This window comes from Burkholderia sp. Bp8994 (genome assembly GCF_003853805.1).
In the GTDB taxonomy this organism is placed as follows: domain Bacteria; phylum Pseudomonadota; class Gammaproteobacteria; order Burkholderiales; family Burkholderiaceae; genus Burkholderia.
The window spans coordinates 199,623-215,424 of sequence record NZ_QTQH01000008.1 but is presented as its reverse complement, the minus strand read 5'-3'; the positions used below and the strand labels follow the sequence as shown (position 1 = coordinate 215,424).

The window sequence follows — 15,802 nt, the reverse complement described above, 5'->3', positions numbered from 1 at the left end:
CGCACCGAATCTCGACGCAGTACGGGGAAGCATGGATTTCGACGTCATCGTTCTGGGGGCCGGCATCGTCGGCGTGTCGTCGGCGCTGCATCTGCAGGATCGCGGGCTGCGTGTCGCGCTCGTCGACCGGCGCGCGCCCGGCGAGGAAACGAGCCATGGCAATGCGGGGCTGATCGAGCGCTCGTCGGTCGTGCCGTACGCGTTCCCGCGCCGGCTCGGCACGCTGCTGCGCTACGCACGCAACCGCTCGGTCGATCTCTATTGGGACTACAAAGCATTGCCCGCGTACGCGGGCTGGCTTGCGCGTTTCTGGCGCGAATCGTCGCCGCAGCGGCTCGCGGCCGCCGCACGCGACATGCTGCCGCTCGTCGCGGCGAGCGTCGTCGAGCACGACGCGCTGCTCGCGCGCACCGACGCGCAGCCGCTCGTGCATGACGGCGGGTGGATCGAGGCATTCCGTTCGCCCGCGCTGTTCGACGCGGAAACGCGCGCGCAGCAGCGGGTGGCCGACGCGCACGGGTTGCGGATGAGTGTGCTCGACGCGCGCGCGTTGCGCGAACGCGAGCCCGGCATCGGCGACGCGTTCTGCGGCGCATTCCACTGGCAGGACCCGAAGACGGTGTCGAGCCCCGGCGGCCTCACGAAGGCGTACGCGCGGCTGTTCGAGCACGACGGCGGCACGTTCGTACGCGGCGACGCGACGACGCTCGCGCAGGTGCGCGACGGCTGGCAGGTCGATACCGAGCACGGGCCGATTGCGGCCCGTTCGGCCGTGGTTGCGCTCGGGCCGTGGTCCGATCACGTGTTCGCGCCGCTCGGCTACCGGATTCCGCTGCGCGCGAAGCGCGGCTATCACATGCATTACCGGCCGACCCGCGCGTCGCTGAACGTGCCCGTGTGCGATACCGAGGAGGGTTTCGTCGTCGCGCCGATGGAAGGCGGCCGCCTGCGGCTCACGACCGGCGTCGAGATCGCGTTGCGCGGCGCGCCGCCGACCGGCGTGCAGCTCGCACGGGCAGAGCCGCTGGCGCGCGACGCGTTCGGCATCGGCGAGCGGCTCGATCCGGCGCCGTGGCTCGGGATGCGGCCGTGCACGCCCGACATGCGGCCCGTGATCGGGCCTGCGCCGCGCCATCGTCATCTGTGGTTCGCGTTCGGGCACTGTCACCACGGGCTCACGCTCGGCCCCGCGACCGGGCGTCTGCTCGCCGAGATGATGACGGGCGCGCCGACCTTCATCGATCCCCATCCGTACCGGCCCGCGCGCTTCGGCTGAACCCGTTGCGATACGACGGCCGCCGCGTGTGCGGCCGTCACAGTTTTTCATTCGGCTGTCCGTATTGAGTGAAGTCTTGCAGCCGGAAATGATCTGCGCAATTGACCGGAAAGAAATCGCGAAATAAGCAAAACAGAAAACACGCGATTTATTAATGCAATTTCATGAAGATGAAATGCGAAGCAGGCGGTCCGTCCGGGCCATCCGGCGACGTTTCGCAACGGACGTTCCGATGTGACCCGGGATGTACCGGAACACGTTACTTCCGGCCTCGCAAACGTTACGTTACATCCGCGCTCCCGACACATTTATCGTCAGATGATTGCGGCTGCGCGACCCGTTTATTTACCCGGAAATCCATATAAAACCGTTATTGGCTTGCAATAGGCCAACGAATCAATCCGTTTTATCCGGATGGCACACTTCGTGCAATCGATCCCCATGCTTTATCAACGTAGTGCCAACGAGATGGGGTAAGGATGAGACAAAACTTTAAATTGACGGGCGTGGCGCTGTCGGTCACGACGGTGTTCGGGGTACTGGTTTCCGGTTCGGCTGTCGCCGGGCCGCTCGATGCGCTGCCGATTCCGCAAGTCGTCGTGAATCCGCCGACCAACAGCGTATCGATCGGGTTGGCCGCGACCGGCACGTCGCCGCTGGGTTCGGTCACCGTTGCGACGGGTGGGGCCGGCGCGATTCAGACGTCGCTGGGCAATCCGGCGCAGGCGTTGTCGGGCGCGGTGAACGCGCTGCAGGGCGCGCTCGGCGGCGGTGGCGGCGCGGTGACGCCCCTCGCGCCGGTACAAGGCGTGGTGAACCAGGTGACGGGAGCGCTCGGTGGCGGCAACCCGGCCGGTGCGTTGAGCGGCGCGCTGAATACGGCGACGGGGACGTTGAGCAATGCGGTCGGCACGGTGACGGGCGGGCTGGGTAACGTCGGCGGCGGTGCGAATCCGCTGGCGCCGGTTCAAGGTGTCGTCAATCAAGTGACGGGGGCGCTCGGTGGTGGCAACCCGGCCGGCGCGCTGACCGGCGCCCTCGGTACGGTCACGGGTGCGCTGGGTAACGTCGGTGGCGGGTCGAATCCGCTGGCACCGGTTCAAGGTGTCGTCAATCAAGTGACAGGGGCGCTCGGTGGTGGCAACCCGGCCGGCGCGCTGACCGGCGCGCTCAATACGGCGACGGGTACGCTGAGTAACGGAATCGGTACGGTGACGGGCGCACTGGGCAACGTCGGCGGCGGCGCGAATCCGCTGGCGCCGGTTCAGGGCGTGGTGAATCAAGTAACGGGTGCGCTTGGCGGCGGCAACCCGGCCGGCGCACTGACCGGCGCCCTCGGCACGGTGACGGGTGCGCTCGGCAGCGTCGGCGGCGGCAACCCGGCCGGCGCACTGACCGGCGCTCTCGGCACGGTGACGGGTGCGCTCGGCAACGTCGGCGGCGGCAACCCGGCCGGCGCACTGACCGGTGCTCTCGGCACGGTGACGGGTGCACTCGGCAACGTCGGCGGCGGCAACCCGGCCGGCGCGCTGACCGGCGCCCTCGGCACGGTGACGGGTGCGCTCGGCAACGTCGGCGGTGGCAACCCGGCCGGCGCACTGACCGGCGCCCTCGGCACGGTGACGGGTGCACTCGGCAACGTTGGCGGCACGAACCCGCTGGCGCCGATCCAGAACGTCGTCGACCAGGTCACGGGCACGCTGGGCAGCGGCAATCCGGCTGGTGCGCTGAGCAACGCGGTCAATACGATCACGGGTACGCTCGGCAACATCGGTGGCGCGTCGAGCCCGCTGGCCCCGGTGCAAGGCGCCGTCACGCAACTCGCCGGCACGCTCGGCAATGGCAACCCGGCCAGCGCACTGACGGACGCTGTGAACTCGGTGACGGGCGCGCTCGGCAGCCTCGGCGGCACGAACCCGCTGGCGCCGGTACAAGGCGTCGTGAACCAGGTCGTCGGCACGCTATCGGGCGCCGGCGGCGGCAGCCCGATCGCGCCGATCACGAACCTCGTCAGCGGCCTGCAAAACGCGCTGCCGACGGGCGGCAACCCGGCCGGCGCACTGGGCAACGCGGTCAACTCGGTCACGGGCGCACTCGGCAACCTCGGCGGCACGAACCCGCTGGCGCCGCTACAGGGCGTCGTGAACCAGGTCGTCGGCACGCTCGGCGGCAGCAACCCGGCCGGCGCACTGGGCAACGCGGTCAGCTCGGTCACGGGCGCACTCGGCAACCTCGGCGGCACGAACCCGCTGGCCCCGGTACAGGGCGTCGTGAACCAGGTGGTCGGTACGCTCGGCGGCAGCAACCCGGCCGGCGCACTGAGCAACGCGGTCAGTTCGGTGACGGGCGCACTCGGCAGCCTCGGCGGCACGAACCCGCTGGCGCCGGTGCAGGGCGTCGTGAACCAGGTCGTCGGCACCCTGTCGGGCGCAGGCGGCAGCAGCCCGATCGCGCCGATCACGAACCTCGTCAGCGGCCTGACCGGCGGCAGCAACCCGGCCGCCGCGCTGACCGGTGCGCTCGGTTCGGTGACGGGTGCCCTGGCGAACGGTCCGGCGGCCCTCGGGCAGGCGGCCGGCGCGTTGTCGGGCGCGGCCGGTTCGACGGCTGCAGCGGGCGGCAGCCTGCTCGGCTCGGGCGCGAGCGCGGCGGGCAGCACGGCGGGGGCAGCCGGTTCGCTGCTGTCGACGGGCGGCAACGCGACGGCGACGGTCGTCAATGCGGCCGGCACGACGCTGGGCACGGCGCTGGGTTCCACGCCGAGCCTGTCGGTCACGCCGCACTCGGGCAACAACTCGGCGAACAATCCGCTCGCACCGGTGTCGACGCTGCTGCAGGCGGTGACGGGCGCATTGCCGAGGTAACCGGCCGGCGCGCGCGGCGACGGTTCATCGCCTGCCGCGCGCAACGGGTCGCACAACGCGGCATGACAGCAATGTCATGCCGCGTTTTTTTTGGGTTCCCGGTCTGTCTCACGGGAGGAATGGCACTGAATTGCGGGGCGGAATGGAATAACCGGCCGGATTCGTCCGTTTACTTACCGAGTCGCGGCGCAGCCGGACAGCGGGATAATGGTCATGACGTAGTCGACGTCCCGTCCGGCGCCGCCGTGCCGCGATGCCATGCCAAGGAGAACGGGAATGAAGACGATGCTGTTCGCCATCGCGCTGATGGCCGCGATCGTGCGGCCCGCGGCCGCCGAGCCGCCGCAGGCCGGTGACGGGAAACTGGTCGACGAAGATCACATGACGCTGTACGTGTTCGATCACGACGCGCCGGGCAAGAGCACGTGCACCGGCACCTGCGCGGCCAACTGGCCGCCTGCGCTCGCCGACGGATACGACAAGGCGTCGGGCGCACTGAGCCTCGTCACGCGCGACGACGGCAAGAAGCAATGGGCGTACCGCGGCCGTCCGCTGTACCGCTGGAAGATGGACCACAAGGCCGGTGACGCGGGCGGTGACGGCGTCGGCGGCATGTGGCACGTCGCGCGCCCATGAGAACGGACTGACGGGCTGACGGCGCGGCGACGCGCAAGGCATCCGGATGAGCTACGAATCGGACCTGCTGGTGTGGCTGCCGCATCTCACCCGTTATGCGCGCGCGCTGACGGGCGATCGGGCCTGGGCGGACGATCTCGTGCAGGACACGCTGGAACGCGCGCTGAACCGGCCGCCGCGTGACGGCGGCAACCTGCGCGCGTGGCTGCTGACGCTGCTGCGCCACCGCTTCATCGACCAGTTGCGCGCGCGGCGCGAGATCGCGGTCGACGATGCGACCGCGCCGTGGCAGACGATGGCCGCGCCGAACGACGAGATCGGCGGCCTGCTGCTGCGCGACGTGCAGCGCGCGCTGTACCGGCTGCCGGTCGAGCAGCGCGAGGTGCTGCTGCTGGTGGCGCTCGAGGAGCTGAGTTACCGCGACGCCGCACAGGTGCTCGGCGTGCCGGTGGGGACTGTGATGTCGCGGCTGTCACGGGCGCGTGAACAGATGCGTGCGCTGTTGTCCGGCGAGCCGCCGGCGCACGGCGCGGCCGCGTTACGGGTGATCGGGAAGACATGATGGACGACGACGATCCGCGCAAACCTTCGAACGATCGGGACGATGCCGTGTCGGCCCAGCTGCTGTCGGCGCTGCTCGACGGCGAGCTGTCCGGGCAGGAGCGCCGCGAGGTGCTCGAGCGGCTGCGGTCCGATCCGCGGGAGGCCGACCGGTTCGCGCATTACGGCGCGCAGCGCGATGCGTTGCACGCGCTGTTCCCGCTGCCGGCTGCCGCACCCGCGCTGTTCGTGCAGCGGCGCGCGCCGCGCTGGCGTGGCCTTGCCTATGCGTTCGCGGGGCTGGCGGCCGGGCTGGTGATCGGCATCGCGCTGCACGCGGGCTGGACGACGTTCGGCGCCGAGCCGGCATTCGCCGCACGCGCGGACGTCGCTTACGCCGTGTACGCGGCCGAGCGGGAGCATCCGGTCGAGGTCGACGCACGCGATCCGGCGCGCCTTGCCGCGTGGCTGTCCGCGCATCTCGGGCGGCCCGTGCGCGCGCCGTCGCTCGACGAATACGGCTATGCATTGCTGGGCGGCCGGCTGCTGCCGGGCGACGCGGGGCCGGCGGCGCAACTCATGTACCAGCGCGCGGACGGCAAGCGCGTGACGCTCTACATGACGGCCTACGACGCGCGGCGCTTCGCGCCCCAGGCGATGTCGGCCGACGGCCGCCATACGTATTTCTGGTCGGATCGCGGCATGGGTTTTGCGCTCTCCGGGCGCGCCGACGAACGACGCCTGCGCGAACTCGCGATCGAGGCATGCGGCGCGCTCGGCGGGCCGACCGACGCGTGGAAGGGGTGATGCACGCGGCATCCGCAGGGAGCCAATGATGAACGCAAAGGTGGCGATGGTGACGGTGGCGCTCGCGGCATGCGCCGGGCTCGCGCGGGCGGACGGCGATGCCCCGGTGCGCGTGCCGGTCGACGCCGACGGCGTGCAGCGGGTGGCGATCGTCGGCGGCAGCTATTTCTTTCGCCCGAACCACGTGATCGTCCGCGCGCACGTGCCGGTGGAACTGACCGTATCGGCCGAACCGGGCGTCGTGCCGCACAGTTTCGCGATCGACGCGCCGCAGGCCGGCATCGCGGTGCGCACCGAACTCGGCACGACGCCGCGCACGTTGCGCTTCACGCCAACGACGCCCGGCCGCTTCGCCTACTATTGCACGCATCGGCTGCTGTTCTTGCGCAGTCATCGCGAGCGCGGAATGGAAGGCGTGCTCGACGTCGAGGCGGCGCCGTGATCGCCGCGTTGCTGGCCGCGAGCCTGATAGGAGCGAGCATGACAGCCGATCCCGTGACCGTCGCGCAGACGCATTTCGACCAGGTCCACTCGTACCGCGCGACGATCCGCTCGTCGGCGCGAAGCGGCGAGCACGCCGAATTCCACTATGCGTACCTGAAACCCGGTTTCGTCCGGATGGACTTCGTGTCGCCGCATCACGGCGCGGTGCTCGCGTACGATCCCGGCGACGGCAAGGTCCGGCTGCGCCCGTTCGGCGAGCATGCGCTGCCCGCGTTGACGCTGTCGCCGTCCAATCCGCTCCTGCGCAATCGCAGCGGCCATCGCGTCGACCGGTCGGACGTCGGCGTGCTGCTGCGCAACGTGCATGCGCTGCAGCAGGGCGGTGCGACGGTGACGGAGGGCCAGGAAACCGTCGGCGGCCGCACCACGCTGCGCGTGTCGGTGACGGGCGCACCCGCGCACGTGGTCGACGGCGTGCATCGCTATCGTCTGTGGCTGGACACCGAGGACGGCTTTCCGCTGAAGGTGGTCAGCTTCGCGGACGACGACGGCGCGCCGCTCGAGACGGTCACGCTCGACGACGTCGAGATCGACGTCGCGTTTCCCGCCCGCTTTTTCTCCCCCTGATTCCTGATCCCGACGACTCATGCCGGAGGCAGCATGGCGGAATACCGGTTTTCGACGACGTGGCGCGTGGACGCGCCGCTCGCGGCGGTCTGGGACGCGATCTACCAGGTCGATCGCTGGCCCGACTGGTGGAAGAGCGCCGTGCGGACCGTCGAGATCGAACCCGGCGATGCGCGCGGCGTCGGCGCGCTGCAGCGCTACACGTGGAAAGGCGCGTTGCCGTACCGGCTGACCTTCGACATGCGCGTGCTGCGCGTCGAGCGGCTGCATGCGCTCGAAGGCCGCGCGAGCGGCGCGATCGAAGGCGACGGCTGCTGGTCGTTCGCCGGCGACGGCACGCGCACCGTCGTGCGTTACGACTGGCACATCCGCACGCGCGAGCGCTGGATGAACTGGCTGGAGCCGGTCGCGCGCCCGCTGTTCGCCTGGAATCACGACGTCGTGATGCGCGAAGGCGCGAAAGGGCTCGCGCGCCGGCTGGGCGCGACGGTCGAGACCGACGGCCGGACGTTCCAGCCGGTCGCCGGCTGTCCGGACATGTGACGATCTCGCGGTCTGTCCCGGCCTCGTTGGCGTCCGAGCGGCCCTTTTCATGCGATACCGGACGACCGCGGGAACTCGGTGCCTGCCCCGTGTCAAATTGGGGCGATGGTCGGGATATCCCGTATCCTCGTCCGCTCCCGGTGTGCGAGGTTGATGTGTATGTGATTGTTTTGAATGGCCTTTTTTGATTTATCCCCGTTTTTCCGCCGTTCCGCCCCGCACGAAAAAACCTCCCGCTCCCCTTCTTGAATTTGTCAAAACCCGTCCATATAATTAGCACTCGCTGCACGAGAGTGCTAACAATTCTCTGCCGGGCGACCCGCCGGGCAGATTCCCTAAGCGTTCTTCAATCTCAGTCAAGAGAGGAGTGAATATGAACCTTCGTCCTTTGCACGATCGCGTGATCGTCAAGCGCCTGGATCAGGAAACCAAGACCGCCTCGGGCATCGTGATCCCCGAAGCTGCTGCTGAGAAGCCGGATCAAGGCGAGATCCTCGCGGTCGGCCCGGGCAAGCGCGACGACAAGGGCGCGGCGATCGCGCTCGACGTGAAGGTCGGCGATCGCGTGCTGTTCGGCAAGTACGCTGGTCAGACCGTCAAGGTCGACGGCCAGGAACTGCTGGTCATGCGCGAAGAAGACATCATGGCCGTGGTCAACGCGCAGTAAGCGTCCACCGACGGTACATATTCCCAAGAATTCAAGGAGTTAGAAGATGGCAGCTAAAGACGTCGTATTCGGCGATTCCGCCCGTTCGAAGATGGTCGAAGGCGTGAACATTCTCGCCAACGCAGTCAAGGTCACGCTGGGTCCGAAGGGCCGCAACGTCGTGCTCGAGCGCAGCTTCGGCGGCCCGACGGTCACCAAGGACGGTGTGTCGGTCGCGAAGGAAATCGAGCTGAAGGACAAGCTCCAGAACATGGGCGCGCAAATGGTCAAGGAAGTCGCTTCCAAGACCAGCGACAACGCAGGCGACGGCACGACGACGGCAACCGTCCTCGCGCAATCGATCGTTCGCGAAGGCATGAAGTACGTCGCATCGGGCATGAACCCGATGGACCTGAAGCGCGGCATCGACAAGGCAGTCGCAGCGGCTGTCGAAGAGCTGAAGAAGATCAGCAAGCCGTGCACGACGAACAAGGAAATCGCACAGGTCGGCTCGATCTCGGCGAACAGCGACACGTCGATCGGCGATCGCATCGCTGAAGCGATGGACAAGGTCGGCAAGGAAGGCGTGATCACCGTCGAAGACGGCAAGTCGCTGGCTGACGAACTCGACGTCGTCGAAGGCATGCAGTTCGACCGCGGCTACCTGTCGCCGTACTTCATCAACAACCCGGACAAGCAAGTCGCCGTCCTCGACAACCCGTTCGTGCTGCTGCACGACAAGAAGGTGTCGAACATCCGTGATCTGCTGCCGGTGCTCGAGCAAGTCGCGAAGGCTGGCCGTCCGCTGCTGATCATCGCAGAAGACGTCGAAGGCGAAGCGCTCGCAACGCTGGTCGTCAACAACATCCGCGGCATCCTGAAGACCGTTGCGGTCAAGGCGCCGGGCTTCGGCGATCGTCGCAAGGCGATGCTGGAAGACATCGCGATCCTGACCGGCGGTCAAGTCGTCGCGGAAGAAACCGGCCTGACGCTCGAGAAGGCAACGCTGGCAGAACTGGGCCAGGCGAAGCGCATCGAAGTGGGCAAGGAAAACACGACGATCATCGACGGCGCAGGCGAAGCCGTGAACATCGAAGCGCGCGTCAAGCAAGTTCGCACGCAAATCGAAGAAGCGACGTCGGACTACGACCGTGAAAAGCTGCAAGAGCGCGTGGCCAAGCTGGCCGGCGGCGTGGCAGTGATCAAGGTCGGTGCTGCGACCGAAGTCGAAATGAAGGAAAAGAAGGCACGTGTCGAAGACGCACTGCACGCAACGCGCGCAGCTGTGGAAGAAGGCATCGTGGCAGGCGGCGGCGTTGCGCTGATCCGCGCTCGCACCGCGATCGCAGGCCTGACCGGCGCGAACGCCGACCAGAACGCCGGCATCAAGATCGTGCTGCGCGCAATGGAAGAGCCACTGCGCCAGATCGTCACGAACGGCGGCGAAGAAGCGAGCGTCGTGGTGGCGGCAGTGGCTGCAGGCACGGGCAACTACGGCTACAACGCAGCAACGGGCGAGTACGTCGACATGGTTGAAGCCGGCGTCGTCGACCCGACCAAGGTCACGCGCACCGCGCTGCAGAACGCAGCTTCGGTTGCAGGCCTGCTGCTGACGACGGACGCAGCTGTCGCAGAACTGCCGAAGGAAGACGCACCGATGCCGGGCGGCATGCCGGGCGGCATGGGCGGCATGGGCATGGACATGTAATCGACTTCGGTCGATGGTGTCCGGGGCGCGCAGCGATGCGCGCTCCAGCCAAAGAAAAAGACCCGCAGCGATGCGGGTCTTTTTTTATGTGCGCGCAAAAAGGGGCGGACATTCGCGGGCGGACCTGCCGCCCCCGCGCGAGGGTGAGCCACGTGCAACGGCGGCGCGGGGCCGCCGTGCGGGTTCAATGCCGGGCGATCCGCGGGGAGGTTTTGCTGCTTTCCGTCACCGGGCGTCCGCCTTCCTCATCGTTGCTGCGGGCCCAGAAGAACCGGTCGGGCAGGTACGCGCCCATGCCGGGCCGGAACGCGTCGCGCACGGCCTGGTACAGGTATTCCTGCGCCTCGCGCACCGCTTCGGGCGGTTCCTGGCCATTCGCGAGCAGGGCCGCGATCGCCGCGCCGAGCGTATCGGTGATGCCCATCAACCGGTGCGGCGAACGATCCCACATGTCCTCGCGAAGCTGGCCTTCCTCGCCGTACAGCGTGTTGACGAGCCGGTGCGAGCCCGTCTCCGACGACAGGATGTACTCGCAGCCCTGCGACAGCAGGTGCGACACGGCCGCGTCGAGATTCGGCGCCTCGGCATCGCCGTCCGGCTGCGCGAGCGCGATCAGCGTCGCGTGGTCGGCGACCAGCAGCGTCGTCTGCGGCGCGAGCAGGTCGGCGATCGATTCGCGCAGGTCGTCGGCGGCGAGCACGTGCTCGTCGTCGAGCGTGAAGTCCGGCGCGAGCACGAGCGGCACGCCGTCGTAGTCGGCGACCACTTCGGCGATCGCGCTCACGACTTCCGCGCGCGTCGCCGCGCCGATCTTGAACGCGGCGACCGGCATGTCCTCGAGCAGCATGCGCGCCTGGGCGGCGACGACATCGGGATCGAGACCGGTCACTTCGTCGCAGGCGGCCGAGTCGCGCACGGTATAGCCCGTCAGGACGGACACGCCGTGGCAGCCCATGCTCGCCAGTGTCATCAGATCGGCTTGGAGGCCGGAGCCGCCGGTGGGATCGGACAGGCCGAAGGTGAGGACGATCGGAGGGGCGTTGCTGGACATGTAAAAATGGGGCAAGAAAAAAACGGGGAAGCGACGGAACTGCGGACGGCGAGGCGAAGTGGGCGTTTGGGCCCTGTGTTGCCCGGCAGGCCGCACTTTCCAGCCATTATGCGGCGGAATCCGGCCCGCACGACGGATTTTTTAGCGCAGCGCAACGTAGTCGCCGTACTCCAGCGCGATTGCTAGGCAGTCCGGCCCCGACACGGTACCATCATGGCTCCCGAATTTACCGACTTTTCCCGACGCGGCTTAAGATGGAATACAAGAGCTGGATGTGCCTGATTTGTGGCTGGATTTATGACGAAGAAGCCGGGCTGCCCGAAGAGGGCATCGCCCCGGGCACGCGCTGGGAAGACGTCCCGATCAACTGGACGTGCCCCGAATGCGGCGCTCGCAAGGAAGACTTCGAGATGGTCCAGATCTGACCGGACCCTTGGCCAACGGACACCCGGCTGCGGCCTCGCGGTTGCCCGGTGCTTGCGCGCCGAGGCCGGCGCGAGCGACTTGACGATGACAGGCGCGCGTGTCCATGACGGCCGATCCGGCGAACGTTCCCCACCCTGACGCATTACCCAACCCGCGCGGCGGGGCCGTGCGCGCGGCCGACGCGTGGCTCGCGGCGGCCGCCGACGCATTCGAGCGTCGCGACGACGCGGCCGCGCCGCTGTCGGCCGCTGCCGCCGTGCTGGCGGAGGCCGGCTGGCTGCCGGCTGCCCGATTCGCGGGGCAACTCGCCGCCGCGGCGCCGCTGGTCGCCGCCGAACCGGCTTGCGCCGCCTGGCGCCTCGCGTTGCGCGATTTCAGCGCGGCGGTCGGGCGCCACAATCTTCGCGAGCTGGCCTGCTCGCCCGTCCTGTTCGACCATTTCCGTGCGCTGCGTGCGCAAAGCTCGGCCGACCTGCACGCGAGCGTGCCGCTCGACACGCTGGCACTCGTCGGGCGCGCGACGCCGCCGGCGACGCTGCGCGCGTTGCCCGACGCATTCGCGAGCCGCGCGCGGGCCCGTTACGAGCAGGCGCTGCTCGGCGTGCTGCGCGCGCCGCACGGCACGCCGGACGCGGCGCTCGACGAGCTCGACACGACCCTGACCGCGCTGGCCGACGACGCGCCGTACGACTTCTGGCGGCTCGCCGCCGCGTGCCTGCGCGCGCTGCGCGCGAGCGCCGCGCCCGAACTGAAGCGTTTCCTCGCACGGACCAACCTGCTGCTCGGCGAGCACGCGCAGGGCAGGCGCCGCGCGCCGCCGGCGCTCGTGCGCGAGACGGTTGCGTTGCTGTGGCGCGATTTCGCGCTGTTCGGCGCGGCCGCGGAAGACGTCGCGCTCGTCGACGTGCTGCACGACTATGGGCTGACCGTGGACTGGCACGTCGCCGGCACGCCCGCGTCCGAGGCGCTGTGGGAAGCCGGCGCGGCGCAGGCCGAGCATGAGGCGGTCGCGGCGGCGCCCACCCGCATGCTCGGCGTCGTGACCGTCAACGCGCACGCGTATGAGGATTTCCTGCAGACGGCCGACGCGTCGATGGCCGATCTGGCCGTCGATGCGGCCACGGCCGATGCGGGGGCCGCATGGCGCGCGTCCGCGGCCGCCTACCGGGTCGGTACGGCCGCATGCGCGCTCGGGCTCGGTCACGCGGCGCTGCTGGCCGACACGCTCGGGCTCGCGTGGCGCCGTGCCGCACACGGCCTGCCGCTCGCCGACGGCGGGCTCGACGCGCACGGCCGGGCATCCGACCTGCTGCGCGGCGCGCTGCTGAAGATCGCCGCGGGGGTGGCGCCGCCGGACCTGACCGCGGCGTCCGAGGCGCTCGGCGCGGCGCTTGCCCCGAGCTGACGCGCAACGGGGCGCGACCGCGGCGGCAGCCCTTGCCACGCGGGCCGGCAACACGCTGCCGACAGCGCCCGCGCGCGTGTTAGAGTGCCATGTGATCCGCGCGCGTCGTTGCCAGCGTCGTGCGGCGTTGCTTGTTGATCGCGGCCCGGTCAGGCCGCGGCGTCTTTGCTAAAATTCAAACCATGTCAAAGCCTTCCGATCGCATCAATCTCACCAACCAGTTCCTGATCGCCATGCCGAACATGGCGGATCCGACGTTTTCAGGAACGGTGGTCTATCTTTGCGATCACAGCGAGCGCGGTGCGCTCGGCCTCGTCATCAATCGGCCCACCGACATCGACCTCGAATCGCTGTTCAGCCGCATCGACCTGAAGCTCGACATCGAGCCGCTGCTGCACATTCCCGTGTACTTCGGCGGCCCGGTCCAGACCGAGCGCGGCTTCGTGCTGCACGAGCCGGTCGAGGGCGCGAACTACAACTCGTCCATGTCGGTCGAGGGCGGGCTCGAGATGACGACGTCGAAGGACGTGCTCGAGGCGGTCGCGACGGGCACCGGCCCGAAGCGCTTCCTGCTGACGCTCGGCCATGCCGGGTGGGGCGCCGGGCAGCTCGAGGAAGAAATTTCCCGCAACGGCTGGCTGACGGTCGCCGCCGATCCGCGCATCGTGTTCGACACGCCGGCCGAGGAGCGTTTCGAAGCCGCACTTGGCCTGCTCGGCGTCAGCTCGTCGATGCTGTCCGGCGAAGCAGGGCACGCATGAGCGGCGCGAGCGCGCGCGATGCGACGCTCCTGGCGTTCGATTACGGCGAGAAGCGGATCGGCGTCGCGATCGGCAATGCGCTGACGCGCTCGGCCCGCGCCCTCGTCGTGATTCCCAACCTGAACCGCGAGCACCGCTTCAAGGCGGTCGGCGAACTGCTGGCCGAATGGCGGCCGGACGCGCTCGTCGTCGGCCTGCCGATGCATCCGGACGGCACGCCGCACGACATGACGCAGCAGGCGAAGCGTTTCGGCAACCAGCTGAACGGCCGCTTCGGGCTGCCCGTCACGTGGGTCGACGAACGCTATTCGTCGGTCGAGGCCGAGGCCGGGCTGCGCGAGCGCAACGTGCGCGGGCGCGCACGCGCCGAGATACTCGATGCCGAGGCCGCGCGCGTGATCCTTCAACAGTATCTCGATCAATTGTCCGACCATGAGCACCATTGATGCCGACGCGCTCTACTGCGTCCTGCTCGACCAGATCCGCGACGCATACGGCACGGCCTTCGCCGAGCCGGGCGGCCCGCGGCTCGCCGGCATTCACAGCGGCGGCGCCTGGCTCGCCGAGCGCCTCGCGCGCGATCTCGGCGCGCCGGGATTCGGCGTCGTGAACGTCGCGCTGCATCGCGACGACTACGCGAAGAAGGGGCTGCACAGCCAGGCGAGCCCCACGTCGCTGCCGTTCGAGGTCGACGGCGCGCGCATCGTGCTCGTCGACGACGTGCTGTACACCGGCCGCACCGTGCGCGCCGCGCTCAACGAACTGTTCGACTACGGCCGTCCGGCCGCGGTCGAGCTTGCGGTGCTCGCCGATCGCGGCGGCCGCGAACTGCCGGTCGCCGCGCGTTTCGCGGGCGGCACCCTCGACGTGCCGGCCGATGCGACGCTCGTGCTCGCGCGCGACGAAGCCGCGCAGCTCACGCTGCGCATCGAGGCCCACGGCGCCTGAGCGAACCGCGCAACCGTATCCCGGGCCGCCGGTTCGTACCGCGGCCCGTTTGCATAGTTGGAATCACGCACACCATGACCACCGACACCACTGGCCGCACCGGCAATCCCGCCGCGGCCGCGAGCCCCGAGCGGTTCCGCTACGGTTTCCTGAAGGGCAACCCGCAGCTCACGAAAAACGGCGAGTTGAAACACCTGCTGTCGATCGAGGGCCTGCCGCGCTCGATCGTCAACCACATCCTCGACACGGCCGAGCAGTTCGTCAGCGTGACGGACCGCGAGGTGAAGAAGGTGCCGCTCCTGCGCGGCAAGTCGGTATTCAACCTGTTCTTCGAGAACTCGACGCGCACGCGCACGACCTTCGAGATCGCCGCGACGCGCCTGTCGGCCGACGTGCTGAACCTGAACATCAACGCGTCGTCGACGAGCAAGGGCGAGTCGCTGCTCGACACGATCAACAACCTGTCGGCGATGCATGCCGACCTGTTCGTCGTGCGCCATGCGTCGAGCGGCGCGCCGTACCTGATCGCCGAGCACTGCGCGCCGCACGTGCACGTGATCAACGCGGGCGACGGCCGGCACGCGCACCCGACGCAGGGCCTGCTCGACATGTACACGATCCGTCACTACAAGCGCGACTTCACGAAGCTGCGCGTGGCGATCGTCGGCGACATCCTGCATTCGCGCGTCGCGCGCTCGGACATCCACGCACTCACCACGCTCGGCGTGCCGGAAGTGCGCGCGATCGGCCCGCGCACGCTGCTGCCGGGCGGCCTCGAGCAGATGGGCGTGAAGGTGTTCCACAACCTCGACGAAGGCCTGAAGGGCGTCGACGTGATCATCATGCTGCGCCTGCAGAACGAGCGGATGAGCGGCGCGCTGCTGCCGTCCGCGCAGGAATATTTCAAGACGTGGGGCCTGACGCCCGAGCGCCTCGCGCTCGCCGCACCCGACGCGATCGTGATGCACCCGGGCCCGATGAACCGCGGCGTCGAGATCGACTCGCAGGTCGCCGACGGCCCGCAGTCGGTGATCCTCAACCAGGTCACGTTCGGTATCGCCGTGCGGATGGCGGTGATGGGCATCGTCGCCGGCAACAGCGACTGAGCCCGCTTTCGCGC

General features: G+C 68.9%; 17 protein-coding genes. 16 read left to right on the top strand and 1 reads right to left on the bottom strand.

Annotated elements, in window-relative coordinates; genetic code table 11:
• The first annotated feature begins 31 nt into the window (after positions 1–31).
• The 10 genes from DIE04_RS10980 to groL all read left to right on the top strand — a co-directional run bounded on the left by DIE04_RS10980 (position 32) and on the right by groL (position 10,091).
• Complete coding sequence (locus DIE04_RS10980; protein ID WP_124523364.1) at positions 32–1,276, top strand: FAD-binding oxidoreductase; 1,245 nt, start codon at positions 32–34, stop codon at positions 1,274–1,276.
• Between the two features lie 479 nt (positions 1,277–1,755).
• On the top strand, positions 1,756–4,140 hold the full coding sequence (locus tag DIE04_RS10970; RefSeq protein ID WP_124523362.1) for a hypothetical protein: 2,385 nt from the start codon (positions 1,756–1,758) through the stop codon (positions 4,138–4,140).
• 276 nt (positions 4,141–4,416) lie between these two features.
• Entirely contained in the window at positions 4,417–4,776 is a 360-nt protein-coding gene (locus DIE04_RS10965; RefSeq protein ID WP_124488735.1) for a hypothetical protein, read from the top strand.
• A 46-nt stretch (positions 4,777–4,822) separates the two neighbouring features.
• Positions 4,823–5,338 (top strand): sigma-70 family RNA polymerase sigma factor, encoded by a 516-nt coding sequence (locus tag DIE04_RS10960; RefSeq protein WP_044846302.1) that lies wholly within the window; start codon positions 4,823–4,825, stop codon positions 5,336–5,338.
• Positions 5,338–6,123 carry an anti-sigma factor family protein gene (locus DIE04_RS10955; protein ID WP_409333444.1) on the top strand — a complete coding sequence of 262 codons (786 nt, stop codon included), beginning with the start codon at positions 5,338–5,340 and terminating at the stop codon, positions 6,121–6,123. Before DIE04_RS10960 ends, DIE04_RS10955 begins: the two co-directional genes overlap by 1 nt.
• 28 nt (positions 6,124–6,151) lie before the next feature.
• A complete protein-coding gene (locus tag DIE04_RS10950) occupies positions 6,152–6,565 on the top strand; it encodes a quinol oxidase (protein ID WP_124488738.1) in 414 nt (137 codons plus the stop codon).
• A complete protein-coding gene (locus DIE04_RS10945; protein WP_124522837.1) occupies positions 6,562–7,194 on the top strand; it encodes a DUF1571 domain-containing protein in 633 nt (210 codons plus the stop codon). Before DIE04_RS10950 ends, DIE04_RS10945 begins: the two co-directional genes overlap by 4 nt.
• Before the next feature lie 33 nt (positions 7,195–7,227).
• Entirely contained in the window at positions 7,228–7,737 is a 510-nt protein-coding gene (locus tag DIE04_RS10940) for an SRPBCC family protein (RefSeq protein ID WP_124488740.1), read from the top strand.
• Between the two features lie 373 nt (positions 7,738–8,110).
• Positions 8,111–8,404 (top strand): co-chaperone GroES, encoded by a 294-nt coding sequence (gene groES / locus DIE04_RS10935; RefSeq protein WP_014897904.1) that lies wholly within the window; start codon positions 8,111–8,113, stop codon positions 8,402–8,404.
• Between the two features lie 46 nt (positions 8,405–8,450).
• Positions 8,451–10,091 (top strand): chaperonin GroEL, encoded by a 1,641-nt coding sequence (gene groL / locus DIE04_RS10930; RefSeq protein WP_044846298.1) that lies wholly within the window; start codon positions 8,451–8,453, stop codon positions 10,089–10,091.
• Between the two features lie 184 nt (positions 10,092–10,275).
• Here the strand turns inward: groL and DIE04_RS10925 are convergent, their stop codons facing one another.
• Positions 10,276–11,142, bottom strand: a complete 867-nt coding sequence (locus tag DIE04_RS10925) for a hydroxymethylpyrimidine/phosphomethylpyrimidine kinase (RefSeq protein ID WP_044846297.1) — start codon at positions 11,140–11,142, stop codon at positions 10,276–10,278.
• A 254-nt stretch (positions 11,143–11,396) separates the two neighbouring features.
• Between DIE04_RS10925 and DIE04_RS10920 the strand changes: the two genes are divergently transcribed.
• The 6 genes from DIE04_RS10920 to DIE04_RS10895 all read left to right on the top strand — a co-directional run bounded on the left by DIE04_RS10920 (position 11,397) and on the right by DIE04_RS10895 (position 15,788).
• Positions 11,397–11,567: a rubredoxin gene (locus tag DIE04_RS10920; protein WP_004186709.1), complete on the top strand. Its 171-nt coding sequence runs from the start codon at positions 11,397–11,399 to the stop codon at positions 11,565–11,567.
• A 104-nt stretch (positions 11,568–11,671) separates the two neighbouring features.
• Positions 11,672–12,973 (top strand): hypothetical protein, encoded by a 1,302-nt coding sequence (locus tag DIE04_RS10915; RefSeq protein ID WP_124573021.1) that lies wholly within the window; start codon positions 11,672–11,674, stop codon positions 12,971–12,973.
• A gap of 182 nt (positions 12,974–13,155) precedes the next feature.
• Positions 13,156–13,734, top strand: a complete 579-nt coding sequence (locus tag DIE04_RS10910) for a YqgE/AlgH family protein (protein ID WP_044846295.1) — start codon at positions 13,156–13,158, stop codon at positions 13,732–13,734.
• On the top strand, positions 13,731–14,180 hold the full coding sequence (gene ruvX / locus DIE04_RS10905; RefSeq protein WP_124488742.1) for a Holliday junction resolvase RuvX: 450 nt from the start codon (positions 13,731–13,733) through the stop codon (positions 14,178–14,180). Before DIE04_RS10910 ends, ruvX begins: the two co-directional genes overlap by 4 nt.
• Entirely contained in the window at positions 14,167–14,682 is a 516-nt protein-coding gene (pyrR, locus tag DIE04_RS10900; RefSeq protein ID WP_124573019.1) for a bifunctional pyr operon transcriptional regulator/uracil phosphoribosyltransferase PyrR, read from the top strand. The genes ruvX and pyrR overlap by 14 nt, the downstream gene beginning before the upstream one ends.
• A 74-nt stretch (positions 14,683–14,756) precedes the next feature.
• A complete protein-coding gene (locus DIE04_RS10895; RefSeq protein ID WP_044846292.1) occupies positions 14,757–15,788 on the top strand; it encodes an aspartate carbamoyltransferase catalytic subunit in 1,032 nt (343 codons plus the stop codon).
• The last annotated feature ends 14 nt before the right edge of the window (positions 15,789–15,802 follow it).

What these genes read in the sequence shown, in the direction of transcription:
- DIE04_RS10925 (WP_044846297.1), bottom strand. Translation starts at nt 11,142, where the DNA reads ATGTCCAGCAACGCCCCTCCGATCGTCCTCACCTTCGGCCTGTCCGAT.
- DIE04_RS10950 (WP_124488738.1), top strand. Translation starts at nt 6,152, where the DNA reads ATGAACGCAAAGGTGGCGATGGTGACGGTGGCGCTCGCGGCATGCGCC.
- DIE04_RS10980 (WP_124523364.1), top strand. Translation starts at nt 32, where the DNA reads ATGGATTTCGACGTCATCGTTCTGGGGGCCGGCATCGTCGGCGTGTCG.
- DIE04_RS10920 (WP_004186709.1), top strand. Translation starts at nt 11,397, where the DNA reads ATGGAATACAAGAGCTGGATGTGCCTGATTTGTGGCTGGATTTATGAC.
- DIE04_RS10915 (WP_124573021.1), top strand. Translation starts at nt 11,672, where the DNA reads ATGACGGCCGATCCGGCGAACGTTCCCCACCCTGACGCATTACCCAAC.
- DIE04_RS10895 (WP_044846292.1), top strand. Translation starts at nt 14,757, where the DNA reads ATGACCACCGACACCACTGGCCGCACCGGCAATCCCGCCGCGGCCGCG.
- DIE04_RS10970 (WP_124523362.1), top strand. Translation starts at nt 1,756, where the DNA reads ATGAGACAAAACTTTAAATTGACGGGCGTGGCGCTGTCGGTCACGACG.
- groES (WP_014897904.1), top strand. Translation starts at nt 8,111, where the DNA reads ATGAACCTTCGTCCTTTGCACGATCGCGTGATCGTCAAGCGCCTGGAT.
- DIE04_RS10910 (WP_044846295.1), top strand. Translation starts at nt 13,156, where the DNA reads ATGTCAAAGCCTTCCGATCGCATCAATCTCACCAACCAGTTCCTGATC.
- groL (WP_044846298.1), top strand. Translation starts at nt 8,451, where the DNA reads ATGGCAGCTAAAGACGTCGTATTCGGCGATTCCGCCCGTTCGAAGATG.
- ruvX (WP_124488742.1), top strand. Translation starts at nt 13,731, where the DNA reads ATGAGCGGCGCGAGCGCGCGCGATGCGACGCTCCTGGCGTTCGATTAC.
- DIE04_RS10940 (WP_124488740.1), top strand. Translation starts at nt 7,228, where the DNA reads ATGGCGGAATACCGGTTTTCGACGACGTGGCGCGTGGACGCGCCGCTC.
- DIE04_RS10960 (WP_044846302.1), top strand. Translation starts at nt 4,823, where the DNA reads ATGAGCTACGAATCGGACCTGCTGGTGTGGCTGCCGCATCTCACCCGT.
- pyrR (WP_124573019.1), top strand. Translation starts at nt 14,167, where the DNA reads ATGAGCACCATTGATGCCGACGCGCTCTACTGCGTCCTGCTCGACCAG.
- DIE04_RS10955 (WP_409333444.1), top strand. Translation starts at nt 5,338, where the DNA reads ATGGACGACGACGATCCGCGCAAACCTTCGAACGATCGGGACGATGCC.
- DIE04_RS10965 (WP_124488735.1), top strand. Translation starts at nt 4,417, where the DNA reads ATGAAGACGATGCTGTTCGCCATCGCGCTGATGGCCGCGATCGTGCGG.